At 44.1% G+C, this 26,265-nt stretch carries 25 protein-coding genes; 9 read left to right on the forward strand and 16 right to left on the reverse strand.

Annotation, left to right across the window (positions count from 1 at the left end):
- Nucleotides 1–316 precede the first annotated feature (316 nt).
- Nucleotides 317–1,657, forward strand: coding sequence for a sodium-dependent transporter (locus tag HNR44_RS10525; protein WP_184404223.1), 1,341 nt, complete (start codon nt 317–319; stop codon nt 1,655–1,657).
- A gap of 133 nt (nt 1,658–1,790) precedes the next feature.
- On the opposite strand, the gene HNR44_RS10530 is transcribed toward HNR44_RS10525, so the two are convergent.
- Both HNR44_RS10530 and HNR44_RS10535 read right to left on the reverse strand, forming a co-directional pair.
- Nucleotides 1,791–2,981, reverse strand: coding sequence for an aminotransferase (locus tag HNR44_RS10530; RefSeq protein WP_184404225.1), 1,191 nt, complete (start codon nt 2,979–2,981; stop codon nt 1,791–1,793).
- On the reverse strand, nt 2,978–3,475 hold the full coding sequence (locus HNR44_RS10535) for an Lrp/AsnC family transcriptional regulator (protein ID WP_343069465.1): 498 nt from the start codon (nt 3,473–3,475) through the stop codon (nt 2,978–2,980). The genes HNR44_RS10530 and HNR44_RS10535 overlap by 4 nt, the downstream gene beginning before the upstream one ends.
- Nucleotides 3,476–3,633: 158 nt before the next feature.
- Between HNR44_RS10535 and HNR44_RS10540 the strand changes: the two genes are divergently transcribed.
- Entirely contained in the window at nt 3,634–4,251 is a 618-nt protein-coding gene (locus HNR44_RS10540; RefSeq protein WP_184404227.1) for a cysteine hydrolase family protein, read from the forward strand.
- Here HNR44_RS10540 and HNR44_RS10545 read toward each other — a convergent pair.
- The 3 genes from HNR44_RS10545 to HNR44_RS10555 form a co-directional block, all read right to left on the reverse strand.
- Entirely contained in the window at nt 4,233–4,628 is a 396-nt protein-coding gene (locus tag HNR44_RS10545; RefSeq protein WP_184404229.1) for an acyl-CoA thioesterase, read from the reverse strand. The two genes, HNR44_RS10540 and HNR44_RS10545, sit on opposite strands and share 19 nt — an antisense overlap.
- A gap of 552 nt (nt 4,629–5,180) precedes the next feature.
- A complete protein-coding gene (locus HNR44_RS10550; protein WP_184404231.1) occupies nt 5,181–5,654 on the reverse strand; it encodes an S-ribosylhomocysteine lyase in 474 nt (157 codons plus the stop codon).
- Between the two features lie 72 nt (nt 5,655–5,726).
- Nucleotides 5,727–6,464 carry a glycerophosphodiester phosphodiesterase gene (locus HNR44_RS10555; protein ID WP_184404232.1) on the reverse strand — a complete coding sequence of 246 codons (738 nt, stop codon included), beginning with the start codon at nt 6,462–6,464 and terminating at the stop codon, nt 5,727–5,729.
- 192 nt (nt 6,465–6,656) lie between these two features.
- Between HNR44_RS10555 and HNR44_RS10560 the strand changes: the two genes are divergently transcribed.
- The 3 genes from HNR44_RS10560 to HNR44_RS10570 all read left to right on the forward strand — a co-directional run bounded on the left by HNR44_RS10560 (nt 6,657) and on the right by HNR44_RS10570 (nt 9,641).
- The gene (locus HNR44_RS10560; RefSeq protein ID WP_221434284.1) at nt 6,657–7,925 is read left to right on the forward strand and encodes an MFS transporter; all 1,269 of its coding nucleotides are present in this window, start codon (nt 6,657–6,659) and stop codon (nt 7,923–7,925) included.
- Nucleotides 7,926–8,448: 523 nt separating this feature from the next.
- Nucleotides 8,449–9,036 carry a biotin transporter BioY gene (locus HNR44_RS10565; protein WP_184404233.1) on the forward strand — a complete coding sequence of 196 codons (588 nt, stop codon included), beginning with the start codon at nt 8,449–8,451 and terminating at the stop codon, nt 9,034–9,036.
- Nucleotides 9,037–9,152: 116 nt separating this feature from the next.
- Entirely contained in the window at nt 9,153–9,641 is a 489-nt protein-coding gene (locus HNR44_RS10570; protein ID WP_184404234.1) for a divergent PAP2 family protein, read from the forward strand.
- A 504-nt stretch (nt 9,642–10,145) separates the two neighbouring features.
- On the opposite strand, the gene HNR44_RS10575 is transcribed toward HNR44_RS10570, so the two are convergent.
- A complete protein-coding gene (locus HNR44_RS10575; protein ID WP_184404235.1) occupies nt 10,146–10,472 on the reverse strand; it encodes a YuiB family protein in 327 nt (108 codons plus the stop codon).
- 182 nt (nt 10,473–10,654) lie between these two features.
- On the reverse strand, nt 10,655–11,869 hold the full coding sequence (locus HNR44_RS10580; protein WP_184404236.1) for an NAD(P)/FAD-dependent oxidoreductase: 1,215 nt from the start codon (nt 11,867–11,869) through the stop codon (nt 10,655–10,657).
- 422 nt (nt 11,870–12,291) lie between these two features.
- Between HNR44_RS10580 and HNR44_RS10585 the strand changes: the two genes are divergently transcribed.
- Entirely contained in the window at nt 12,292–13,284 is a 993-nt protein-coding gene (locus HNR44_RS10585; protein WP_184404238.1) for an FAD-dependent oxidoreductase, read from the forward strand.
- Between the two features lie 70 nt (nt 13,285–13,354).
- Here HNR44_RS10585 and HNR44_RS10590 read toward each other — a convergent pair whose 3' ends face one another.
- Nucleotides 13,355–13,708, reverse strand: a complete 354-nt coding sequence (locus tag HNR44_RS10590) for a HesB/IscA family protein (protein WP_184404240.1) — start codon at nt 13,706–13,708, stop codon at nt 13,355–13,357.
- An 87-nt stretch (nt 13,709–13,795) separates the two neighbouring features.
- Nucleotides 13,796–13,960, reverse strand: coding sequence for a Spo0E family sporulation regulatory protein-aspartic acid phosphatase (locus HNR44_RS10595; protein WP_184404242.1), 165 nt, complete (start codon nt 13,958–13,960; stop codon nt 13,796–13,798).
- A gap of 266 nt (nt 13,961–14,226) precedes the next feature.
- On the opposite strand from HNR44_RS10595, the gene mqnE reads away from it, so the two are divergent.
- Both mqnE and HNR44_RS10605 read left to right on the forward strand, forming a co-directional pair.
- On the forward strand, nt 14,227–15,321 hold the full coding sequence (mqnE, locus tag HNR44_RS10600) for an aminofutalosine synthase MqnE (protein ID WP_184404244.1): 1,095 nt from the start codon (nt 14,227–14,229) through the stop codon (nt 15,319–15,321).
- Between the two features lie 158 nt (nt 15,322–15,479).
- The gene (locus HNR44_RS10605; protein WP_184404245.1) at nt 15,480–17,078 is read left to right on the forward strand and encodes an ABC-F family ATP-binding cassette domain-containing protein; all 1,599 of its coding nucleotides are present in this window, start codon (nt 15,480–15,482) and stop codon (nt 17,076–17,078) included.
- Nucleotides 17,079–17,106: 28 nt separating this feature from the next.
- Here HNR44_RS10605 and HNR44_RS10610 read toward each other — a convergent pair whose 3' ends face one another.
- Complete coding sequence (locus HNR44_RS10610) at nt 17,107–18,162, reverse strand: tartrate dehydrogenase (RefSeq protein ID WP_184404247.1); 1,056 nt, start codon at nt 18,160–18,162, stop codon at nt 17,107–17,109.
- 178 nt (nt 18,163–18,340) lie between these two features.
- Here HNR44_RS10610 and HNR44_RS10615 point away from each other — a divergent pair, with 178 nt between their 5' ends.
- Nucleotides 18,341–18,895, forward strand: a complete 555-nt coding sequence (locus HNR44_RS10615; protein WP_184404249.1) for a hypothetical protein — start codon at nt 18,341–18,343, stop codon at nt 18,893–18,895.
- A 65-nt stretch (nt 18,896–18,960) separates the two neighbouring features.
- On the opposite strand, the gene HNR44_RS10620 is transcribed toward HNR44_RS10615, so the two are convergent.
- The 6 genes from HNR44_RS10620 to HNR44_RS10645 form a co-directional block, all read right to left on the reverse strand.
- Nucleotides 18,961–20,112 carry a saccharopine dehydrogenase family protein gene (locus tag HNR44_RS10620; protein WP_184404251.1) on the reverse strand — a complete coding sequence of 384 codons (1,152 nt, stop codon included), beginning with the start codon at nt 20,110–20,112 and terminating at the stop codon, nt 18,961–18,963.
- Nucleotides 20,113–20,153: 41 nt separating this feature from the next.
- Nucleotides 20,154–21,812 carry a thiamine pyrophosphate-dependent enzyme gene (locus tag HNR44_RS10625; RefSeq protein ID WP_184404253.1) on the reverse strand — a complete coding sequence of 553 codons (1,659 nt, stop codon included), beginning with the start codon at nt 21,810–21,812 and terminating at the stop codon, nt 20,154–20,156.
- A 20-nt stretch (nt 21,813–21,832) separates the two neighbouring features.
- A complete protein-coding gene (locus HNR44_RS10630; RefSeq protein ID WP_184404254.1) occupies nt 21,833–22,159 on the reverse strand; it encodes a DUF3870 domain-containing protein in 327 nt (108 codons plus the stop codon).
- Nucleotides 22,160–22,181: 22 nt separating this feature from the next.
- Nucleotides 22,182–23,672 carry a leucyl aminopeptidase gene (locus HNR44_RS10635; protein ID WP_184404256.1) on the reverse strand — a complete coding sequence of 497 codons (1,491 nt, stop codon included), beginning with the start codon at nt 23,670–23,672 and terminating at the stop codon, nt 22,182–22,184.
- An 84-nt stretch (nt 23,673–23,756) separates the two neighbouring features.
- The gene (locus HNR44_RS10640) at nt 23,757–24,944 is read right to left on the reverse strand and encodes a CaiB/BaiF CoA transferase family protein (protein WP_184404258.1); all 1,188 of its coding nucleotides are present in this window, start codon (nt 24,942–24,944) and stop codon (nt 23,757–23,759) included.
- A gap of 24 nt (nt 24,945–24,968) precedes the next feature.
- Nucleotides 24,969–26,168: an acyl-CoA dehydrogenase family protein gene (locus HNR44_RS10645; RefSeq protein WP_184404260.1), complete on the reverse strand. Its 1,200-nt coding sequence runs from the start codon at nt 26,166–26,168 to the stop codon at nt 24,969–24,971.
- Between the last annotated feature and the right edge of the window lie 97 nt (nt 26,169–26,265).

Here is a 26,265-nt window from a genome sequence, read left to right on the forward strand (position 1 = left end):
CCATTATCAAAGGAATAACCTTGACAATATTCCCTTTAATAAATAATGTAAGGATATATTTATACAGTAGAAGAGCTTGTTCAAAAAGGCAACAAAAAGATCCGGGAGGTCAAGGAGACGTAGCTTCGAGCATCCTGCTTACACCACGAAAGCATTCACTTTTCAGAGGAGCGGAGCGCAATCTCGTTCCTACGTAAGCGATCCCTTGCACGGAGGAAAACATACGTGAGGAGCAGGGAAGCAGACGACGAAGAGATACGACGCCTATTTTTTAGGACTTTTTGAACAATCGCTAGAAAGGGGCTTTCATCAACCTATGGCATCAGATCAGTGGACGTCACGTATTGGTTTCATCCTTGCTGCCGCAGGGTCGGCAATCGGCTTAGGGACTGTCTGGCGTCTCCCTTATGTGGCTGGCACAGAAGGAGGCGGTGCATTTTTTCTCATTTTCCTTATCCTTTTATTAACCTTAGGGTCTACCTTGCTGCTCGCTGAATTTGTGCTTGGGAGGCGTACGCAGGAGGGGGCGATTCGTGCTTACAAAAATGTTGCTTCTAATGGAAACTGGCATTGGATCGGGATTTTAGGGATGGTTACAGCCTTTCTGCTTTTATCCTTTTACAGCGTAGTCGGCGGTTGGATCATCGCTTATCTGGTCCGAAGTTTCAGCGGACAGGTTACTTCCCCTCCAGGTGGAGACTATTCCGCGTTGTTCGAAACGATTACCGCGAATCCCTGGGAAGTGGGGATAGCACATCTCGCATTTATGGTGATGACGATCCTCGTGGTTCAGAGAGGCATCCGCAAAGGTATCGAGAAAGCAACGGTATATATGATGCCGGCGCTGTTTATACTTTTCGCTGTCCTTGTCGTACGCTCTCTCACCCTTGATGGTGCTTGGGAAGGGGTCGTTTTCTTCTTACAGCCGGATTTATCAGCTGTTAGCGGACAAACACTTTTAACCGCCCTTGGCCAAGCTTTCTTTTCTCTTAGTCTTGGTGTTTCTGTTATGGTCACATACAGTTCCTATTTAGGGAAAAGTGAAAACCTGCCGCGTTCTGCGTGGTCGGTTGTGTATCTCACCATCTTGATCGCCTTTATGGCTGGGCTTGTGATCTTTCCTAGCGTATTCGCGTTTGATTTAGAACCGGATGAAGGACCTATGCTGATTTTTACGATTTTACCAGCAGTTTTTGGAGAGATCACATTTGGCTCGATATTCTTTACGCTCTTTATGATTCTGATGTTATTTGCAACACTCACGTCCGCTTTTTCACTCGTGGAAATCGTAGTCGCACCGCTTATTCGCGGCAAAGAAGAGCAAAAACGTGTGAAGATGACATGGACCGTTGGGTTACTGATCTTCGTTTTAGGGATCCCGTCAAACTTATCATTCGGCCTTCTTTCCGATTGGCATATCTTTGGCGACATCTTCTTTAATCAACTTGATTTTCTCGTCAGCAACATCTTACTTCCGATCGGGGCATTGTTAATTTCCCTGTTCGTGCCATGGAAGATGAGCAAAACAGACTTACAAGAAGAGCTGTTACGGGGAAGTAACAGAGGGAACTCATTCTTTTCAATGTGGTTATTTACGATCCGCTATATCGTGCCGATTGCGATTGTCGTTGTCTTCATTTCCATGTTAGCTGGATAATGATAAGTATAAAAAACTCCGTTGTGATGGTGTGTCATGACAACGGAGTTTTTATTATGAAATGATATGATCTTCATGGCTCAGCGACGAGCAGATCTATTGAAAATGCTTCCCCGGCACTTCCTACAGACCTTTATTTTTTATGCCTGTTGACGAAGGTATCCAAACGCCCCATCGCGGTTTGCAGTGCATCCATTGAAGTGGCGTAGGAACAGCGGACATGACCGACGCCGCCTTCACCAAATACCGAGCCAGGCACAACAGCAACCTTTTCCTCGATCAGCAATTTCTCTGCAAACGTTTCATCGTCCATCCCCGTTGCTTCTACGGATGGAAACGCGTAAAATGACCCACCTGGCAAATGACACGTTAGGCCTGCCTCATTTAAAGCATGAACAGTATAATTACGACGAGCGCGATAACTGCTCACCATTTTCGTCACCGTATCCTGCCCATTTTGTAAAGCCTCAAGTGCACCATGCTGTGCCTGTGTGGGAGCGCACATCAGTGAATATTGGTGTATTTTCAACATTGCTTGCGTAATATCGGCAGGAGCACATACGAAACCAAGCCGCCAACCAGTCATCGCAAATGCTTTTGAAAAGCCGGAAATGAGTACGGTACGATCGTGCATCTTCTCGAGCGCTGAGAACGCTGTATGGGTAGCATCATAGTTAAGTTCAGCATAGATTTCATCTGAAAATACGAGCAAGTCGTAGGCCTCTGCCACGTCTGCCACTGCCTGTAACTCTTCTTGATTCATCACGGCGCCTGTAGGATTATTCGGGAACGAAAGCATAATGGCACGACTGCGATCTGTAATCGCTGCTTCCAAACGCTCCTTCGTGATTTTAAATTTAGTATCAGCATCCGTCACTACCGGGATAGGCTCTGCGCCTGCGAGGGTAACGAGCGGTTGATAAGAAACAAACGACGGTGTTGCGATCAGCACTTCATCGCCCGGATCAATCGTCGCCCGAACGGCAAGGTCAATGGCTTCGCTGGCCCCAACCGTCACAAGCACTTCTTGATCCGGATCATAGGTGACTTGGAAACGGTCAAGCATATAACGGGCGATGGCCGACCGTAATTCAATCATACCAGCATTTGCTGTGTATGACGTATAGCCTTGCTCTAAAGAGGTCATGCAAGCTTCCCGGACATTCCAGGGTGTAACGAAATCAGGTTCACCAACTCCGAGGGAAATACAATCATCCATCGTCGATGCAAGGTCAAAGAAACGGCGGATGCCGGAGGGCTCTATACTTGAAGCGGTTCGAGAAAGCCGTTTTTTACGACTCACTTGCAGCGGACTCTGACTCATGGCGACACCACCATGCGGCGATCCTTTTCGTCTTGATTAAAAACCACACCGTCATGTTTGTATTTTTTCATGCGAAAATGGGTCGTTGTAGATAATACAGTCTCCAGTGTCGACAGTTTGTTGGATACGAAGCTTGCAACACCAGCCATCGTCTGGCCTTCAACGACGACAGAGAGGTCATACGTCCCCGACATCAAGTATAGAGCGCTCACTTCAGGGAAACGCTGGATACGTGCCGCCACTTCATCGAAACCAACATCACGCTGCGGAGTTACTTTTACGTCGATCATGGCAGCGATGCTTTCTTCTGATTGAATCTTGCTCCAATCAACGACAGCCGCATAACTTAAAATCACATGATCATCTTCAAGCTTCTGGATCGTTTTTTTTACATCCTCCTCGCTTTCGTCCAACATTTTCGCAAGCACGTCACTTTCAATACGTCCATTGTGCTCAAGAATACGTATTAACTCGACTTCTTTATCTTTAGTCACTGTTAAACCCCCTGTAGAAAGTGCCTAAGTGTTTATTCTATCTTAGTGCAAACCCACTTCTCATGTTCTTAATTATAATGTAATCATCTTATCATAGAATACCGTCATTTAGATAAAATAAAAATCGTGAAGGACTCCGAAGGAAAGTTGGGTTAAAAATGAAAGGTCATGTAAGCCAACGCCACAAGGAACAAGCGGTCGCACTGCTCATTATTGATATGATCAACCCTTTGGAATTTGAAGATGGGCAAAAATTATATGAACAAATGCGCACGACCGCAAACCAAATCGCAAGGTTAAAGGAGCAGTCAAGGTCTTATCATATTCCGGTCATCTACGTTAACGACAATTACGGGCATTGGCAGAGTGATTTTCGTCAAATTGTCGATGACTGCCTGTATGAACAAGTCCGCGGGCAGGATATTGCTCACGTACTCAAACCGGAAGAAGAAGATTACTTTATACTAAAACCACAGTTTTCAGGGTTTTTCAGCACTCCTCTTGACATACTTCTGCGCTACCTAAACGTGCGTACGTTAATCCTTACAGGTGTTGCCGGCAATATGTGTGTTCATTTTACCGCCAATGATGCCTACATGCATGGCTACAAAGTCATCGTGCCCCGTGATTGCACGGCCTCTATTAATAAGCGCGATAATCAGGAAGCCCTTCAGGTGATGGAAAAAGTCGTCCATGCAAATATTGCACCCGCCGCGGATTTAAATCTCCGCCATATCATTACAGAGGCAAAGGCGTACTATGAGGATACAGTATGACGATTAAGCTCTACTCTCACTTCGTCAGGAATCGAGAGAGAGGTTGAAGTTTCAACATCATAGTTGACATAGACTGCCTTCCCTCTGGCACAGCACTGATTATTTTGATGGATCTCTTCATACAATTCAAAGCTTTTATTACCGATTTTCGCCACCCACGTCTTTATGTACACTGGCGTCCCATAATAGAGCTGAGCGAGATACTCCACCTCCATTTTAAGGATGACACAGCGCCAACGTTTAAAGGATAGATCGGGGGTGAATATTTTAAAAATCCCATCTCGTCCCGCTTCAAACCAGATGGGAAGCGTTGTATTATTAATGTGGCCAAGCCCATCCGTCTCTGACACACGAGGGTGAATTTTTGTTGTAAACATCTGAACCACCTTCACTGAGGTTATATAATCCTTTATTCATCCTATCATTTTGCCTGAATTTAGAAAATACGATAGGTCTGGTTCAAGAAAGACTATACAAAAACCAATCTCTGCATCTTCATATGTTCCCCGAGCAGCATCATGCTTTCATTCCACGCTGTTCAGGGAGAGAATATCACTGGATTTCGTGTTGGAGCAGGTAGAATGAAACAGGATTCGGCGCGGGGGTTTGTTTATTCGGCGTGCGCGAAGGGTTTTTCGGCGCAGCCAAACGTTTATTCGGCGCGTTGGACATTTTATTCGGCGCTCGAGGAACTTTTTTCGGCGCAAAGCGCGGCATATAGCGGGATGAAACACCACGGATAATGTTCCATTTATAAAGCCCAAAGGAACCATGAGAATGGGTTAGTAACTCTCATGGTTCCTTTGGGCCGTGGCTGAATGTGTGAAAGGGTGGAAATGTGTCACCGATGGTACGTATAGCCACCGTGCACATGTATAACGCCCGATGCTATGTCTCCTCGACATACTCGGCTTTTGGGTACACACTCTTTAATAAACTTCTTCTAATTTTTTCTTATCCTGTTCTAACCAATACTTCATCCAAGTTTTCGCTTCTTCCAAATCGTGCAGTCGTGCTTGCCCACATTGCTCTTCTGTCGCCGCTGGGACATAATCGTACTCCAACCCAGCTTTGACTGTCTTTTCTAAAATATCGATGATCTCAGGTACCTGAGCGGGACCATTTACGATCAAATAGAATCCTGTCTGGCACCCCATTGGCGAAAGATCAATAACTTCAAAATGATCATAAGCCTCCGTATATTCTCGGATGTTAAGGGCAAGTAAATGTTCGAGTGTATGGATGACCGGCGGTTTCATATTTGTCACATTCGGCTGTGCAAATCGGATATCGAACTTATGAACAATTCCATCACTGCCGATTTTTTGAACACCCGCCTGGCGAACATAAGGCGCTTTGACAATTGTATGATCAAGCTCAAAGCTCTCAACACGAGCAACCATCTTGAATCCCTCCGTATTTCTTTATAATGCTATCATACAACAAGGGTAAAACCTCGATCAAACAAAACCTGTTCATTTCCCGAGCTGTTCTTTTTCACTCTCGCCCTTTATGACCTCCATGGCCTCCAAGACTTGATCCGTAATGAGGCCGTTCGCACCCTTGGCAAGAACTTTTCTCATCCTCCGCTTTTCATTAACTGTCCATACATAGACAGGCAAATCAAGCCGTTTCATTCTCTTTATAAATCCTAAATGTAACAGATAGTAGTGGGGGCAGACAGCATCTGCTTGTATTTTTTTCAACCTTGATTCGGGATAGAGATCTTGAGCATAGGCATGGATACGAAAACGTTGCTGTAGCAGTTTGCGGCCAAGTAATAGACCCGTTTTGATTTCAGGGGCCTTATTTTTAATGTTTCGTAAGACTGTATCATAAAAAGATGTTATTAATACGTTTTCACTCATCCCGGTTTTACGTACTTTATCAATCACCTGCTGCTCCAGCCCTTTCGCTTTTAATTCAATGTCTACTTGTATCTTTCCTTTACAAATGAGTAAAACTTCTTCGAGCAATGGCAGCTCCCAGCCAATTTTTCGTGCATATCGCTGCAGGGAACTATAAGTCATTTTCTTTACCGCCGTGCCGTCCCACTTACCATCATGAAAACAAATGAGTGAGCCGTCTGAAGTAAGTCGAACGTCAGTTTCGATAAAATTGGCTCCAAGCGCAACAGCTCTTTCAAAAGCTTTCACCGTATTTTCCACCATATTAACACCGGTTACTCCGCGGTGGGCGATCACAATGCTCATTATACGCATCCTCCCTCTATTTAAGCATACATTCGTAATTGAAAAGCGTTAAGAGCATTTTAGCTATTGAAAAGGATTCTTTTCTGTTTTTGCCTATAAACACAGCTTTACCACGTTTGACTATACATGGAGTCAAGGTATATATTTAGATAGACGAAATAAATGGACGCCATTTCACAAAGACACTTGGCAATGCAAGATCAAAACGAAGGTGATTTTATTCAACCTGAAAAAAGAAACTTAGTCATCATGTGGTTTGCAAATCTTCTCGTTGCCGGAAGCATGACCATGGTTTTGCCTTTTTTGTCATTGTATATTGAATCGTTTGGTCAATACTCTCCGCAGGAAGTTCAACGTTGGGCTGGTTTTGTTTTTGGTATTTCTTTTTTAGTAGCCTTTCTCGTGTCCCCGTTATGGGGGCGGATTGGTGATCGTTTCGGTCGTAAAAAAATTCTTATTGGAACAGGGTTCGGGATCGCGTTTTCCGTGCTTCTTATGGGGTACGTAGAATCAGTTGCTGCACTCTTTGCCCTCCGTGCGTTCATGGGACTTGCTACAGGGTTTATCCCTGCATCTATGGCGCTCATTTCCGCGCAAAACGATAAACAGACCGCTGGCCAGACGTTAGGGACCCTACAAACAGGAACCGTTTCTGGCGGCTTGCTTGGGCCATTATTTGGCGGGCTGATTGCAGATACCGTCGGTATGGAACTCACATTTATCCTGACTGCTACTGTCCTCTCGTTGGCAACATTGCTCGTCATCTTCGGCGTAAAAGAAGTTATATTCGAAGAAAAAGATGAGGAGCAACGTTCCTATCATTGGAAAGAAGTTATCCGCCATATTGTGACTCATCCGATGTTGATTATGGTAATGGTTGTAGCGCTTGTCGTGCAACTCGTGAACTTTAGCGTTCAGCCACTTCTCGCCCTCTATGTCGGCAACCTCACCTCTGCTGAAAACCTGGCGTTTCTTGCCGGAATGGCATTCTCGGTGACCGGGCTCGGGAATTTACTTGCCACACGTAAGTGGGGGCAAATCGGTGACCGTATTGGCCATGAAAAAATCATGCTGCTTTTGCTCGTACTCTCCGGTTTATTTTTCATCCCGCAAGCCTTTGTAGGTGAACTTTGGCAGCTAGTCCTACTTCGATTCTTATTCGGGATCCAGGTCGGGGGATTGATTCCGTGCACAACGGCCTATATACGCCAAGTCTGCCCTGTTTCCATGCAGGGCGAGGTACTTGGGTACAATCAGAGTTTCCGGTTTCTAGGCAATGTGATTGGCCCCGTTTCCGGCGGTATGATTGCCAGCAGCTTGGGTATCCCAGCAGTGTTCATTATCTCCGGCCTTCTCTTGGTTATTACCGCTGTGATCGTGAAGTTGATGTTGAAGTACACATCAAAGCAGCGAAAACGAGATACAGTGAACGTACGAAAAACTTCAGAGCATACTGCTTAAATAAAAATCCGTTGTAATGGAATGGTTTTTCATTACAACGGATTTTTAATTTAACGCACGTATTCAAAAAGGAAGACACAAAGAGATGAGTAGATCGGGAAGACGTAGCTTCAAGCATCCTGTTCACACCACGAAAGCACTCCCTTCTCCCGAAGGAAAAGGGAGTATGAGGAGCACAGGAGCAAGACGAAGAAGAGATACGACGGTTATTTTTCCCGGACTTTTTGAACACCCTCCTAAAGCGCTATGTGGGATGGGCGCTACACTATGCAGAAACGAAGCATCGTTCATTCAACACTTCTCCACTCTTTTTCGGGAGGCGGGCCCTATATTCCAGTGCAATCATTCGTTATTCGGCGAAAGCAATGGAGAATTCAGCGCTTCGACCCAGGAATACGGCGCATACTCAAAATCTTCTGCCCCTTCGGGACAGTTGCAAACAATCGTAAACCTACACATAATATATGTTGACATTTATTTTGGAAATCCTTACAATATTTTTATCTGAAAGGAGTTTATGCCTATGAAATCGATAGACATCATGACTATTGCCATGTTCGTCGCTATGATGGCTGTAGCCGCGAACATTACGGCTATTTTTCCATTTCTCGTGTTTGCCGGAATCCCCTTAACGTTTCAACCGCTAATTGCGATTTTGGCCGGTGCAGTTCTCGGAAGCCGTAGGGGTGCGGTCACTATGGTCGTATACACAATCGTTGGCTTGCTCGGAGCGCCTGTTTTTGCACAATTTCACGCAGGACCAGCTATGCTCGTTCGTCCAACGTTCGGTTTTATCCTTTCTTTTATTGTAGCCGCCTATGTAGTAGGGAAAATCATCGAAAAATCACATAACCCTCAGCTTTTCACTTATATCATCGCTAGCTTTATTGGACTTGCATTTAACTATTTCATTGGTACCCATTGGGTTTATTTTGCTTATGTACTGGGCTTTAATGCTCCCGATCAATTTACGTACGGTATTGTATGGTTAGGGATGTTACCTCTCTTGATCAAGGATATTTTCTTTACCATAGCAGCAGCTGTTATCGCCCAAAAGCTGCCCGAGTCAGTGAAACGACCCTTTATAGGGAAAGGGGCCGTAAGTCACTGATCGTATGATTCAATGACTTATGGTGTTCGCGAATGCCTACTTTTCAAACATGGAGTGCAATATGTCCTTATGTTATAATAATAGATACACTTTTTGAAAAGGACGTAATTGCAGCTATGGAGATATTCTATAATTATCCGCTTTGGATGGCGATTGCAGCAATCGTCCTTGCCCAATTGGTCAAGGTTCCTATTGCCTTTATTGCTACGAGAAAAGTTGATTTTACCCTCGTGACAAGTACAGGAGGAATGCCGAGCTCTCATTCAGCGGCGGTGACCGCACTGGCTACGACGATCGGGCTTGAATATGGTTTTGGCAGTAGTATGTTCTCGATCGCGGCCATGTTTGCCATCATTGTCATGTACGACGCCACAGGAGTTCGAAGACATGCCGGTTATCATGCTACTGTGCTCAATCAACTCGTGGACGATTTTAATAAACTCGTCAAAGAAGCAAAAAGCTGGCAACATAAGAAAGAAGTCGAAAAACGCCAAGAATTAAAAGAATTGCTCGGGCACCAACCGATTGAAGTATTTTTTGGCGCCTTTCTCGGTATTACGCTAGCCATTGTTGCCTACAATCTTCTGGAACCGGTCATTTTATAGAGGTTATTCAAAAAGTCCGAGAAAAATAGCGGTCGTATTGATTCGTGCGAGGTATCGCTTACGTAGCTACGCCTCTTCGACCTACTCGGCTCTTTGTGTCCTCATTTTTGAATTCGCACTTATAGGATAAATATTATGATTGCCTTCATAAACGGATCTGGGCCTTATAACCAGATCTGTTTTCCTTCTTTTCATACCTCTAACTGAATCACCTTACGAATTCATGCACGGGGACTTGAGTTAATGTCGTCCATGTTACGTATAACGCCACAAAGAACAACATGGTCATGACAATGTTTTTTATAACTTTGAGGGGATTTAACATGCCTTCACCTCTTTCACTCCTGAAAGCATGCCCATCACAGGAAAATTTTATACAAATATGAAAACTCCCGCACTTTGAGGGCAACGTTTGAATGATTAGCCGGACGATACCCGAAACGCTACAATAAAAAACCGTGCGGCACACGGCTTCACACGGTTTTTTATCATCCAGATGTTTTTCTAAAACATTCGATATCCCCGTACGCGCAACATCCGTATCGCAATCCCAGCAATAATCGCTCCAGCTAACCCTGAAAAGAGAATCATTAAATCAGCAAATTGCAGGGAAGCAAAACTCGGTCCAATCGCAGAAAACGAAGTTGCAGGTGATGTAAAATACTCTGTAAAACTAGCAGTGTTAACAATCCATATGACGATTAATGGATAAATCACGGCCATCATCCACGTCGAACGCAGCACCATATTCAATAAAAATCCAATACCGAAAAAAAGGATTAAAAATAACATCATGGAAATGATTAATTGCGGAAGACTTGTTATCCCCATCCCACTCACCCCCGTATTAAATCAAGTGTACAAAAGGAATGAATAAGCGTCAATTTAGAAGCAAGAGAAACGATTGATATTAGCAGCCCTTTAGCGTAACTAAACATGCCTGCAGCACTAAAAAAACGCCTCAAGAATGAAGAGGCGCTTTTCCTTCCAAATGTACAGCTTTTTTACATCCCCTAGAGTGGATTCCGTCCTTTTGTAAGCGCGAGAGCCATACCATTTAGCTTCGTAAAATAGCGGTTATCACTCATATGTTTCATGAATAGAGCTGAACGACCATAGAGTTTACGGTGACCGAAAAGGGAGACGGTCCCCATCGCTTCTTTTCCGCCTAGAGAAGCTAATGTCCCCAAGATTTCCGGTTTAAATGGTCCTGGAGTGCCACCCATAACTAAGTGTGTAACATTGTCAGCGGCTGCCGTCCCTTGCTGAATAGCCATCTGCGCCGTTGGTGGGTAAGGACGTTCCGTTTCTTCATTAATGATCAATGAACAGTCTCCAATAATAAAGACATCATCATGACCAGGGGCACGTAAGTCAGAATCGACCTTGACACGGCCTCGGTTAGCTTCAAAGCCCGCTTCCTCAATGAGTGGATTACCGCGAACACCAGTCGCCCAAACGATGGTGCTCGCAGGGATCTCTTCCCCATCTTTTAAAATCACAAGCCCTTCCTTCACTTCACTGATGGGTTTATTGACCTTAAATTCGACCCCGCGTTGTTCGAGTAAGTTCATTCCATATTCCACAAGCTCAGGGTCAAACCCAGGAAGAGCGGAAGGGGCTGCCTCAATCACGTACATCTTCACTTTCTCCCGGGGGACGTCATAATGCTCACATAGCTCAGGGAGACGCTCCGACAACTCTCCAATAAATTCAATCCCAGTAAAGCCGCCCCCAGCAACAACGAACGTAAGATCTTTGTCCTTATGTTCTTTTTGCTGTGGATACTGGGCAAATTGAAATTCGATATGATCTTTCATTTCACGAGCTCCGTCTAACGTCCAGGCATGATAGGTATGTTCATAAACCCCTTCGGCACCAAATGTTTCCGCTGTTGCCCCAAGCCCGATGATTAGATAGTCATAAGAAAGATCATCCCCACTCTTGAGCGTTACTGTCTTGTCCTCTGTGTGAATACCTGTAACCGTATCTTGAACGATATTTGTTTTGCCGGGGTTAAGCACCTTACGGATCTCCATACGGGCATTATCGTGATGAAGAGTTCCTGCTCCTACCTCATGCAGCCAGGTGGTTAAATAGTGATAGCTATGCTTACTCACTAGTGTAATATGCGCGCGATCCGTGCCCAGCTTCTTTTGTAAGCGGCTGGCGGCCATCATCCCGCCATACCCTGCACCTAAAATGAGAATCTTCGGTTTTGCAGCCATCTCAATTCACATCCATTTCGTTTTTTACACCTAAATTGAAATCGATATGTGATTATTTTCACGTACATAGACAAAAAATTAATGTCGTAGAATAGTCACATTTCCACTTATCAATTATAATTTTGTTAAATCACGATTTCAAGCATGATCATGTAATTTGTGATAAGATTTCTGGAAATAGTGTCGAATAATATCATTTATTTTAACATTATATCGTTTTTTCATTTTTTTCTTTCATAACGGTTTCTAGTTTCCTGGGGTTAAAATATATTGAGGTTCCCGTTGTTTGAAACTTGATCTACATAGGCAAAGTGGCTACCAAATTACGTAATCCCAATGTGTATGATTTTCTTTATGGAAGCGACAATGTTATAATACTTTCGATAATATATGAACTCTATAATCTCTGGAGGTGCTGATTCGTGGATGAAACATCCGTTGACCTATATGATATAACGATCATCGGCGGAGGGCCGACAGGGTTGTTTACCGCTTTTTACGGGGGGATGCGCCAGGCAAAGGTAAAGATTATTGAAAGCATGCCTCAGCTTGGTGGACAGCTAGCTGCGCTCTACCCCGAAAAATATATATACGACGTGGCCGGATTTCCAAAAGTTGGCGGACAAGAGCTTGTCGACAATTTGACTGAACAAATGCAAATGTTTGAGCAAACGGTTGTTCTCGGTCAATCGGTGGAAAACGTAGATAAATTAGCCGACGACACCTTTCAGATCGAAACCGATAAGGAAATTCACTATTCGCGTACGATCATTATTACTGCAGGAGTAGGAGCATTTCAGCCAAGAAGGCTGGCTCTCGAGGAAGCTACTCAATACGAAAGCGGAAACCTCCATTACTTCGTCAATAATCTTGGCGCTTTTAAAAATAAAGATGTGCTCATTTGTGGAGGCGGAGATTCAGCCGTCGACTGGACACTTACCCTTGCGGATAACGCCAACGTTACGCTTACCCATCGCCGCGAGAAATTCCGTGCACATGAGCACAGCGTCGCTGAATTACAAACAGCCCCCGTTAACCTTTATACGCCTTTCGAAATTAGTGAGCTTCACGGGGAAGGTGAGAATATTGAGCAAGTCGTTCTTCAAGAAGTGAAGGGGACGGAGCAAAAAGTAGTCGATGTGGACGCCGTCATTGTTAACTATGGTTTCGTCTCTTCGCTTGGTCCTATTAAAACTTGGGGTCTCGATATTACACGAAACTCCATATTAGTGAATACGCGCATGGAAACCAATATTCCAGGTATTTATGCAGCAGGCGATATCACTTCATACGAAGGAAAAGTAAAGCTGATTGCTTCAGGGTTTGGAGAAGCAACCATAGCAGTGAGTAATGCAAAAGCTTATATGGATCCCAACGCTCGTCTCCAACCAGGTCACAGCACTCATATGTTTTAACCCATCCCCCTGTTATGTTAAGAAAGTAAAACGTCCGCACGCGATGAAACGCGTGCGGACGTTTTACTAGTTAGCAATTTTCCGGGGTTCCGGCGTTCGCCTCTGTGCGAAAAGATGCGCCGCAGCCACAAGATAAAATGGCGTTTGGGTTATCAAGTGTAAACCCGCCCCCCATCATGTTTTCTTTATAATCAATGACAAGCCCATCAACAATTGGTTTACTTTCATCATCTATAAGGACAGTCAATCCTTCTTTATCGATGACTGTGTCGTCTTCATTTGTTTCGGCGTCAAATCCAAGTCCGTATGAAAGGCCACTACATCCTCCGCCGTTCACTCCAACTCTTAACTTTAGAGAAGGATCGCCTTCCTCTTCCTTCATAGCCTCAATCCTAGCCATTGCCGCGTCAGTGATTTCGATCATCTGAATGGCCTCCTTTCGGGTAAACAATGACCTATATGTCTTTAGCATAAAGCCTCGGACCACTTTTTAGCAAGTCGAATGACTTTACTACCCACAACTGCTTTTTAACTGAGCCGTATGCATCTTATCTATTTGACGGCTATAGTACATGACAAGGGGATGTTGCATTCCATATTCGTTTGCCGCATCCACCATCTTACTCCGAACCTGCTCCAGATCCTCTTCCCCTTCATAAACAACCTTAAAATTCATTACTCCTTCCTCCCTGCTGCTGTATAAGCATTTGTCGCGTATTATCTCTTTATTTTATATATTCTACCTAACTTTACACAGATAATCAAAGGCTTACCCATTGAAATATTATGAAAATTGACCGCAGATCTCACATATTCTCGCGTATATGTTCTACTTTTATTTATTCAGACTCGGATGTATAATAGAGAATGGCCACATCATAGGTGATCATATGACAAACATCATGATTACATATGACGGGGGATATTTAAAGGAGGGCTAACATGGCAACGTTATTGGAAGATGCCAATCTTCAAGCGATCCGTGAAAAAGTACAAAACGGCGAGCGCTTGAGCGTTGACGATGGCTTGACATTATATAACTCAGCTGACTTACTCACCGTTGCACAGATGGCAAATGAAGTCAACAACCGTAAAAACGGGGACAGCGTTTATTTTATAGAAAATATGTACATTAATCCAACGAATGTTTGCGAAGCGAATTGTGCTTTCTGCGGATTCAAACGTAAGCCCGGAGAAGAGGGGGCTTACACGATGGATGAAGAGGAGCTTCTGAAATACGTAAGCGCTCGCTGGAATGATAATATCCGGGAATTTCACATCGTAGGCGGGCATAACACAGACGTTCCGTTCGATTATTATTTAAATACAATCCGCACTTTGAAAAAACACTATCCAAACGCCTCTATCAAAGCTTATACAGCCGCTGAAATTGAATTTTTCGCCCGTCATGCAGGTTTATCGATGCGAGAAGTGTTAGAAGAACTGATAAACGCAGGACTTGACACACTCCCTGGTGGCGGTGCAGAAATTCTTACCGAACGTTACCGAGAGAAAATGAGCCCGGAAAAAGCTAGTACCGACGAATGGCTGGAAGCCCATGAAACTGCTCATCATTTAGGTTTAAAAACACATGCAACGATGCTTTACGGCTCCATTGACACATTCGAAGAGCGTTTAATCCATATGGATCGTGTACGCCAGCTTCAAGATCGCACTGGCGGTTTCATGGTTTTCATTCCGCTCGCGATGCAGCCGCGCAAAAAGAAAGCGGGGCTGGAACGACGTACATCCTCCTTTGATGATATGCGCACGATTGCCATCTCGAGGCTCATGCTCGATAACTTCGCACACATCAAAGCTTATTGGATCAACATCGGTCCACAATTAACACAAATGGCGCTCACCTTTGGTTCAAGCGACATTCACGGCACACTGGTTGAAGAGCGTATCTCTCACTCCGTCGGCGCCCTCACCTCACAAGGAATTACTAGAAAAGAACTTATCCACTTAATCAAAGGCGCGAACAAAACGCCGGTGGAAAGAGATACTTTCTATAACGTAGTAAAAACGTACTGATAGATAAACCTTGGTACTTTTTGAAGTGCCGGGTTTTTTTGTATGTCTGAGAGGTGTATCAGAGCAACAAACGTGTTATGATGAAAGGTGGACCATTCAATAATAACAGTAATGCTTAAAATAAATAGAACTTTAATAAAAGAAAGGATCGATAACACTTGATTTCTTGCGAAAATATCGGTTTACGCTACGGAGATAAGAAACTCTTTGACGAAGTCAATATTCAATTTAATCCAGGGAATTGTTACGGGTTAATCGGTGCAAACGGTGCTGGAAAGTCTACATTCCTCAAAATCCTCTCTGGGGAAATTGATGCTCAAACCGGAAACGTTCATGTTGGCAAAAACCAGCGTATCGCGGTTTTAAAACAGGATCATTTTGCTTATGAAGAATACGAAGTACTCGAAACCGTCATTATGGGACACACTCGCCTCTATGAAGTGATGCAAGAAAAAGACGCGATTTATATGAAACCAGATTTCTCCGATGAAGATGGAATGAAGGCCGCTGAACTTGAAGGTGAATTTGCAGAAATGAACGGCTATGAAGCTGATAATGAAGCTGCCTCATTACTGAATGGCCTTGGCATTACTGACGATTTGCATCATAAGAAAATGTCCGAACTTACCGGGGGACAGAAAGTAAAAGTATTACTCGCACAAGCATTATTTGGAAACCCCGACATTTTACTTCTTGATGAGCCGACCAACAACTTGGACATTAAAGCCATTCAGTGGCTGCAAGAGTTTTTGATTAACTTCGAGAACACGGTCATCGTTGTTTCTCACGACCGCCATTTCCTAAACAGCGTCTGTACGCATATCGCAGACATTGACTACGGCAAAATCGAACTTTTTGTCGGGAACTACGACTTCTGGTATGAATCCAGTCAACTCGCACGAAAAATGGCGAAAGAACAAAACAAGAAAAAAGAAGAACAGATCAAGGAATTAAAAGAGTTTATCGAGCGATTTAGCGCAAATAAATCCAAGTCTAAACAAGCGACCTCGAGAAAGAAAACATTGGAAAAGATTGAGCTTGATGACATTAAGCCATCATCAAGGCGCACCCCGTATATCGCTTTCAAGCCAGATCGTGAAATCGGAAATGACCTGCTAACCGTAGATGGTCTTTCGAAAACGATTGATGGCAATAAAGTGCTGGATAACGTAAGCTTCACGCTCACACCAGGCGAAAAAGTCGCATTCGTCGGTGATCAGGAAGTGGCGAAAACCACGTTGTTCCAAATTCTTGCTGGAGAACTTGAGCCCGATGAAGGGTCTTACAAATGGGGAGTAACAACAAGCCAGGCTTATTTCCCAAAAGATAACTCTCCTTATTTTGAAGGTGTTAATTTAAATCTCGTTGATTGGTTACGTCAATATTCTGATGATGAGAATGAAACTTATATTCGCAGTTTCTTAGGGCGGATGTTATTCAGCGGTGAAGAAGCTTTGAAAAAAGCACCGGTCCTTTCCGGAGGCGAAAAAGTTCGCTGTATGCTTTCTAAATTAATGCTTAGCGGTGCAAATGTGCTCATTCTGGATGAGCCAACAAACCACTTGGATCTTGAATCAATTACAGCACTCAATAATGCGTTGAGCGATTTTAATGGCTCTATCCTCTTCTCTTCTCATGACCATCAGTTTATTGAAACAATCGCAGATCGAATTATTGAATTTACACCAGACAAAATGATCGACAAAAAGCTAACCTATGAAGAGTATCTCTCAGACATGAATTTAATTCGTCAATAAAAAAACCGGGGCATTCGCCTCGGTTTTTTTAAGAACCTATTTCCGCATTCACCGCTGCAATCACTTCACCCGTGGTTGCTGTTCCTCCTATATCTGGTGTTTTTACCCCATCTGCCAGTACCGCTTCAATAGCTCCTAAAAGATGTTCTCCCATATCTTCATAACCAAGATGTTCAAGCATCATCTTCGCTGTCCACAGTTGACCCATAGGGTTTGCAATTCCCTTTCCGACAATATCAGGCGCTGAACCATGGACCGGTTCAAACATTGAAGGCCATTTACCATTCACGTTGAGATTCGCCGCCGGGGCCACACCTATACTCCCCATCATCGCGGCTCCCATATCCGTCAAAATATCTCCGAATAAATTGCTCGCAACAACGACATCATACGTATGAGGCTTTGTAATAAAATTTGCCGCTAAAGCATCGATATGTTGAAGATCAAAGGTAATGCTTTCATCTTCTTGGGCAACCTGTTGACTTATTTCATCCCAAAAAGGCATGGTATGAATGATACCGTTGGACTTCGTTGCTGCTGTTACCTTTTTTGCTCGTGAGGCAGCCAACTGATAAGCATATCGTACAGCCCGCTCTATAGCTTTACGAGTAAAGACGGCGTTTTGCACGGCAATTTCATCCGCTCCTGTTCCGAGCCGCCCGCCAATTTGACTGTATTCTCCTTCACTATTTTCACGCACAACGACAAAATCGAAAGAATTTCCGTCTTGCAATGGGGAACGAATTCCTTTTAGGCTTTTGGCCGGACGTATATTAAGAACTTGTTCAAATTCTCGCCGAATTTTAATCAGCAAGCCCCACAGTGAAATATGGTCAGGTACACGAGCGGGATCCCCAACTGCACCTAAAAAAATCGCATCGTGGTCAGAAAGCTGATCTAATCCGTCTGCAGGCATCATTTCTCCATGTTCTAAGTAATAACGACAATTCCAATCGTAACGTCTCCAATCAAATTTCACACTACCATGTATTTCAGCAAGACGATCAAGTACCGGTAATACATCTGGAACGATATCTTCTCCAACGCCATCACCTGGAAGTACAGCAATTTTCAATGAATCCATCCCACCACTCACTCTCCTCTCTAATCCCCATTGTACTAGCTTTTGCCTTTCATTTGGGTGCGTTCATTACAAAAAATAGTAACTTTTACGAATATAGAATAGTACCCCACCTTACGATTACATAATAAATACAATTAAAATGGACATCCACTCCATACAAAAGGAGGAGACTAAACGTATGAGTCTGCTAAAGATCGCCGGTGTCGTATTATTATCTATCACTGTTCCCTTATTGGCATTTCCATCAGATATCGTACAGGCAGAGTCATCAACGACAGTACTAGAACCACAGTCCATCCATGCCGATGTATTCGATAATGAAGATGATCTCATCGAAACAATCAAGGGGATACAAAGTTGGACCCATCACTTGTTAAGTGATAAAGGATGGGGAGACGTTGATTCGACAACCGGAGCAAAGATCGTTGAAGATCTTCACGCCTATTACACAAAAGACCTTGCCTTGGACATTTATAACCAGTTTTACCGTCCTCATTTAGTGGAATATGAAGATTACAGTGACTGGCTTGAAGTAGACTCGCTGATGTATAGAGATATCGATCACCTGGATATAGATGTGAAGGAAGATTATGTAGAGGTAATCATGGACACATCTTCTGTCGAAGATGGTGCAGGAAACAGAGCCCATTTTGAAGAAATATTTTCTTTTGTCTATGATTCAGAACGTGACGTCTACTTAATTGCAAAAATGAATTCTAAGCAAACCTATTAGTTACAGCGAAGCGGCGCATCAGCAGATGCGCCGCTTATAAATTCCTTGTTAAAGAAGATCTTGCTCTACTGCGAGGTCGTTTCAGTAATATGGACACCGCGTTTCCCCATGGCTTTAATATAGCTCTCCCCAGGGACAATTTGCTCGGGTGGATAAACCCCTCTTTTTGTAATTTCCCCTGCTGCCACCATTTGCGCAACGACAGAAATGGTGTTTGCTGTAGATCTTGCCATAGCGGTGACATTGTTACGGCGATCCTTGAGCGTTGCCATTTCATACGTATGCGTCGTAGATTTTCCGGCGCTTATACCAGCGACAATGACGCGCAAAAGCACAGCATCATCTTTGTCTTTAAGGTCAACGATAGGGTCAAGCACTTTTAACAAAACCTCACGGGGGCTTATCTGCTGTCCATGAATATTCAAAGAATAATCATTTCTTGTCAGATTCAGATCAACGAGCAATTGAAATTTTTCCGCATGACCAGGATAACGAATGGTTTTATATTCCAGTGTATTTAACTTTGGATAAGAGTGACTGAGCGTTGACGTTCCGCCAGACGTATGGAAAGCTTCAAGGGGACCAAACTGATCAAAATAAACCCGTTCGATTTCCGATAATGAAGCAATCGACTGCTTTTCACCATTACGGATAATGAGAGCAGGATCGGTATAATGATCAAAGACTCCTTCCATCGAAAACACGTGGTTGTATTCAAACGGAGGCTCCGGGCGGAGGGGAATTCCTCCTACGAATAATTTGATTGATTGTACCTGATCAAGTTTACTTACTCCGTAACCCGCCAAAATATTAATCATACCAGGGGCGACACCAAGGTCAGGAATCAGTGTAACTCCTTGTGCCTTAGCAGCATTTCCCCGTTCCAACACCTTATCTGTCACATGACCAATATGCCCTCCTAGATCCACGCAGTGAACACCTGCTTCAATCGCAGCATCAGCAATCGTTACATTAAAGGAGTAGAAGAGTGCGTTGATAACAACATCATAATCACCAATAAAAGAAACCAGTTCGTCAAAATCACTTGCATCCAGTTGATGGCCAGTTAAAATCGGAGAATCCAGTTGCGTGCATATTCGCTCTACACGCTTTAGATTAATATCGGCAAGCGCAACCACTTTAACACCGCCACTATGAACGAGGTCTCTCGCTGCTTCTTTTCCCATCAAGCCAGCACCAAGAACTGCAATCTTCAATTTGAAAAGCCCCCTTTAACTGATCAACTCACTCTTCTACGTTATGATTGAAAGGTCTGACGCATGTCTTCGATCGTCCTATTATACACAACATAGGGTTCTTCCTCACACTTTACTTCAATGACAGTTGTTTGCTCCTCTTCAAGAGCTGACTCCAAAGCTTCCTGAAACCCTTCTCCATCCTGAACGCAGAAGCCATTGGCTCCCATTGCTTTAGCCATTTCCACAAAGTTCGTTTTTCCTAAATCAGTTCCGATGACTTTTTTTGGATAATGCATCTCTTGATGCATGCGGATGGTTCCGTACATTTCATTGTTAAATACAACGCAGATAACCGGTATATTTTCTCTAATGGATGTTTCAATTTCCTGAACGGTCATCATTAATCCCCCATCGCCGCATAATGCAACAACTGGACGATGGGGAGCCGCTTTTTTTGCACCTATAGCTGCCGGTAAACCATAACCCATTGCTCCATTCGTCGGTGCAATAAATGTATTCGCATCTTTGAGACGAAAACACGCATTTACCCACGTAGCATAGTTGCCGGCGTCATTTGTCAGCAGGGTATGGTCAGGCAACTTTTCATAGAGGGTTTGGACCACCCTGCTATAAATCGAAGCATCCCCCGAGCTTTCCACTAACCGATCAAATGATTGCTTACAAGTTTGGAGCCACTCTTTCCACGTATACTCAAATTGAAGCTTCGTAAACGCCTCTAGAGCCATGTTCAAATCAGCGACAATACCAAGGTCAGGAGCATACACTTTTCCGAGTGTGCCGGCGTCAATATCTACATGAATGAGCGTTTGCTCCGGTGATAGAAGCGTGTAATCTTGGGATGTTGCCTCGGATAACCTTGTTCCAAGCGCAATAACCAAATCCGCATCCTGAAAAAGTTTAACAAGTGAGCGATGTGTACCCAGCCCCATATGTCCTACATAAGCAGGATGATGATTATCAATGATGTCTTGTCTACGAAAACCGGCCATGACAGGGATTCCAAACTTCTCTACAAAATGGCTTATAGCCTTTTCAGCACCGGACAAGGTCACACCTCCTCCGGCGATCACCATTGGGCGCTCGGCATGTTGCAACAATTTTCTAAACTGATCGATTTCTTCGGACGAGGGTACTGGCCTTGATTTATGGGCTGGTGGGCCAAACGTCATCAGTGCTTCATCAAAGAGCATATCTTCGGGCAAAGAAACAAGTACAGGCCCCGGACGTCCCGTTTGCGCAACTCGAAATGCTTTCTGCACCAATTCTGGTACACGTGTAACGTCATTGATTTCAGTCGTCCATTTTGCAACTTCAGCAAAGTTATTCCCAAAGTCGACTTCCTGGAACCCCTCCCTTCCACGAAATTCTCTTTTTACTTGTCCAAGAAACACAACGAGAGGCGTTGAATCTTGAAAAGCCGTATGTATTGCAATCGAAGCATTTGCTGCCCCAACCCCGCGAGTAGCCATCAACACACCTGGCTTACCACTTGCTTTCGCATAACCTTCTGCCATAAAACCAGCCCCGCCCTCATGGCGGTTCGATATAAGGTGAATGGAATCTTGATGCTCCAGGGCATCTAAAACGGGCAGAAAACTTTCTCCAGGAACATTAAACACACTCTCCACACCTTCAATACGAAGGCACTCTACAATGCCTTCTCCCCCTGTCAGCTTCTTTTGAAAGCGCTTTTTCATATGTTGATCATCCCTTTTATTTAATCACCGTCCGCATGCATCGCTTCATATTGACGATACAAATCCCGGACAGCAGCAATCAGCGCGTTTGTCGCTTTCCCTTTATATTGGATTTCAATAAGACCTTCCGCTTCATCCGATCCTTCCTTTAAACTTATACCTTTTAAAAGATCATGGATATATTGGCGACCATGATCAGTCGCCAATGTACACGAAGCTTCAAGAATCACCCCATATTTTCGATCAACTTCAGCGGTGATTGTAAGTGAATCAAATACGCTCTTTGCGGCCATCCCTTGAGGAAGCCTAGCATGACCGGCAATAAAACAAGTATGTTGAAGGGCCATGGATCTCCACTCCTTTATTGATTTAGCGCTGGGCGAGCTCAGCTAGTGTGCGCACCATGACACCTGTAGCTCCCTTTGGCCCGAATGGAGTCTCACGTTCTATAAAGGCCGTACCAGCAACATCTAAATGTACCCATGGTATATCGTGGATAAATGCGTGGATAAAAAGACCCGCTGTAATCGTTCCTGCTTCACGTCCAGGGGAATTATTCAAATCGGCTACATCACTGGAACGAACCATTTCGTCGTAACGGGGGTGAGTAGGAAGACGCCAAATCAGTTCTCCAGTGGCATCCGCGCTTTTTTCAAGTTTTTCATAGAATTCGTCGTTATTGGAAACGGCACCGGTAATGACATCTCCTAAAGTGACGACACAAGCTCCAGTCAGCGTTGCCACATCAACAATTTTACTTGCCCCTAAGTGTCTTGCATAAGCAACACCATCCGCAAGGATTAATCGACCTTCTGCATCGGTATTGTTTACCTCAATCGTCTGGCCATCAAATGAACCAAGAACATCCCCGGGCTTCATCGCTGACCCGTTAATCAGGTTTTCCGTAGCAGGGATAATGGCTAGCACATTTTTCTTCGGCTGTATCTCACTAATCGTTTGCATCGCACCGAGTATAGCAGCTGCTCCGCCCATATCTGATTTCATTGTTTTCATACCATGGCCTGGCTTTATGGAATAGCCGCCGGAATCATACGTGATTCCCTTACCTACAAGCGCAAGCGGGTCTTCCCACGTATCTTCTCCTTGATAACGGAGAACGATCATTTGCGCCGGTTGATCCGAACCACGGTTTACGGAAAGCAGCGCATGCATCCCAAGTGATTCCAGTTCGTCATTGTCAAGAATCTCGGCGGTAATTTGATCACTTTGGTTCGCTAACGCTTTCGCTTCACCTGCCAATGCCACAGGAGTTAAATCATTAGCTGGAATATTAACGAGGGTTCTCGCGAAATTTACTCCATGTCCATTGGCAGATCCATGATGAATACCTGCCTTAAGGGCTTTCGATTCACCGTTTTCCACATATAACGTGAAATCATACGCCTTTTGCTCTTCTTTTTCCGTTTTATATGCATCAAATCGATAAGAAGCTGTCAAAGCCGCATCAGAAAATGTACGTGCAGTTACAGCATCATCAAATAAATCATTACTAAATGAATCAAGCAGCACACCAATTTTTGTTCGCTTTTGCTTGTTTACGGCTTTTATTGCAGCACCAAAGGCTTCTTGCAACATCGGAAGCGTACGTTCAGCATTCAAACCGAGCCCCACGAAGATGATTTCTTGTAGGCCCTTTCCTTCATCCAGAAAAGTCATTGTTGTAACTTTGCCATTCTTCGTTGAGATTTCTCCATTTTCCCATTTCGTTTCAAGGTTTGCCACCAATGTTTTGTCGCCTTTTTCCAATGCAGGAGGAAGGTTGTCTGCATCTGCTGTAATACCAGCAACAAGTACCTCGTCACTGTTTTTCTTGTTCCATTTCTTTTCAACTGTAAACACTTGGTTTTCCTCCGTTCTGCTATTTTCTATGGACAGTTAATGAAAACAGAGCTTTCATCAATAGAGCTAGCGAAAGAGGGTTCTCTATACGACCCCTTCTTCCTTTAATACCCTTATACTTTCGTCATTAAAACCGAAAGTTCCTTCCAATATTTCTTTCGTATTTGCACCAAGTAATGGTGGGGCGCTATCCACAGGGAGGGTTTTATCGTTTGACGTAATGGGGTTGCGAACGGATGGAACCTCCCCCAATGTTTCATGTTCACTCGTTTTCACCATCTGTCGGTGTTGAACTTGTGGATGTTCAAATACTTGTTGAATGTTATTTACAGCTCCACACGGTACCCCATGATTAGACAGCTGCTTTTCCCATTCCGTAGCCGGTTTTTGTATAAACACCGATTGCAGCAAACCCCGAAGCTCTTCACGATGCCGAATACGGTCATGGTTTGTTGTAAAGCGCGCCTCTTTCGCCCATTCCGGATGACCAAGCACTTCTGTTACTTGCGCAAACATTCGATCATTTCCTGCCGCTATCATAATGGGATCATCGGCACACTGAAACGTTTCATAAGGCGTAATATTGCCGTGGGCGTTTCCGGATCGTTTTGAAATATGGTTTTTTAAAAGATAACTGCTTGCAATATTTGCAAGCGAACTTACCTGAACATCTAAAAGGGACAAATCAATATGCTGAGGTTTCTTCTCCTGATCACGCACGCGCAATGCTCCCAAAATGCTGATGGCAACATAGTGAGAGGTCATGATATCCACAACAGGAGTTCCCACCCGGGTGGCTTCACCGTCCTCTTCACCGGTTACATCCATTAATCCGCCAACAGCTTGGATGACAGGATCGTAACCGGGATGTTGATTCATAGGACCCGTTTGCCCATAACCGGTAATCGAACAGAGGATAATGTCTGGTTTAATGCTTTTCATACGATGATAGCCAAGCCCAAGTCGATCTAGTGTCCCTGTTTTGAAGTTTTCAACGACGATGTCTGCCTTTTTCACGAGTTCTTCAAAAAGAGCCCGGCCTTTGTCTGTTTTCAAATTTAAGGTCATCGACCTCTTGTTTCTGTTGGCAGCCATATAATACGTACTTTCCCCTTCAACGAAGGGATACCAGTGGCGAATATCATCACTTCCGCCTGGTTGTTCGATTCGTAAAACGTCTGCTCCCATATCCGCAAGGAGCATTGTACCTAGCGGACCTGCCAGTACACGTGAGAGGTCAAGCACTTTTATATTTTGTAGTGCATTTTCCATTTCAAGATGTCCTCCCTCTCTAAATTATTCCGTTTCAAAAGGCCATGCCGGCAACATTTTTCTCAAAGGTTTATCCTCTGTCATCCCAAGTGCGTATTGAGCTTGCATAACGGTATGGATCTCTCTTGTCCCTTCGTAGATGACCGGCGCTTTCGAATTTCGTAAATAACGCTCCACAGGATATTCATTTGAATACCCGTACGCACCATGAACCTGAACAGCATCATTGGCGGCTTCGTTAGCGAAATTACAGGCTTGCCATTTTGCTAACGACGTTTCCCTTGTATTGCGGACGCCAGCATTTTTAAGCTCACCAGCTTTGTACACGAGCAAGCGGCTCATTTGTAGACTTGCTTCCATATTCGCGATCATTTGTTGGACGAGTTGATGCTTACCAATTTCTTTCCCAAATGTTTTGCGCTCATGACAATAGGCCACGGAAGCTTCAAGGCTTGCCATAATCAAGCCACATGCACCTGCCGCAACGGTAAAGCGCCCATTATCAAGTGCAGACATCGCGATCTTAAAGCCTTCCCCTTCTTCACCGAGCATGTTTTCAGCTGGTACCCGAACATTGTCAAAGAAAATTTCCCCCGTATTTCCTGCACGTATGCCCAGTTTACCTTTGATCGCTTGGGAGCTGAAACCTTCCCACTCGCGCTCAATGATAAATGCGGAAATACTGCTATGTTTCCCTTCTTTTTCACCAGTGTAGGCAAAAACGAGAAAATAGTCAGCAATATCGCATAACGAGATCCACGTTTTTGACCCATTTAGAATATATTCATCCCCGTCCCGTTTAGCAGTGCTGTTCATAGCGGCAACGTCTGACCCTGCATTCGGTTCGGTCAACCCGAAAGCTCCCACCTTCTTACCAGAAGCAAGGGGTTTTAAGTACTTCTCTTTTTGCGCTTCAGAACCCCATTGCAATAGCGTCATACTATTTAAACCTGTATGGACAGAAGCCGCTGTCCGAAACGCCGTATCTCCTCGCTCAAGCTCTTCACAAACGATGGCAAGAGTATTGTAATCCATCCCACTTCCACCATATTTTTCCGGTATGCAAATTCCCATTAACCCGAGTTCGGCCATTTGATCTAAGATACGATGTTCAAAATGCCCCCGAGCGTCCCAATCACTAATATTAGGGATAATTTCGTTGTCCACAAAGTTACGCACTGTTTTCTGTACCATCCGCTGCTCTTCTGTTAATGTGAAATTCATAATTGCAACACTCTCCCGGTTATTTACGATAATTTCAGAATAAACTACCTAAAAAAAGCCAGTTTACTCCTAAGAAGTAAACTGGCTTTTTATCTTA

Origin of the sequence: Geomicrobium halophilum, from assembly GCF_014207655.1 — a bacterium.
Classification (GTDB): domain Bacteria; phylum Bacillota; class Bacilli; order Bacillales; family Marinococcaceae; genus Geomicrobium; species Geomicrobium halophilum.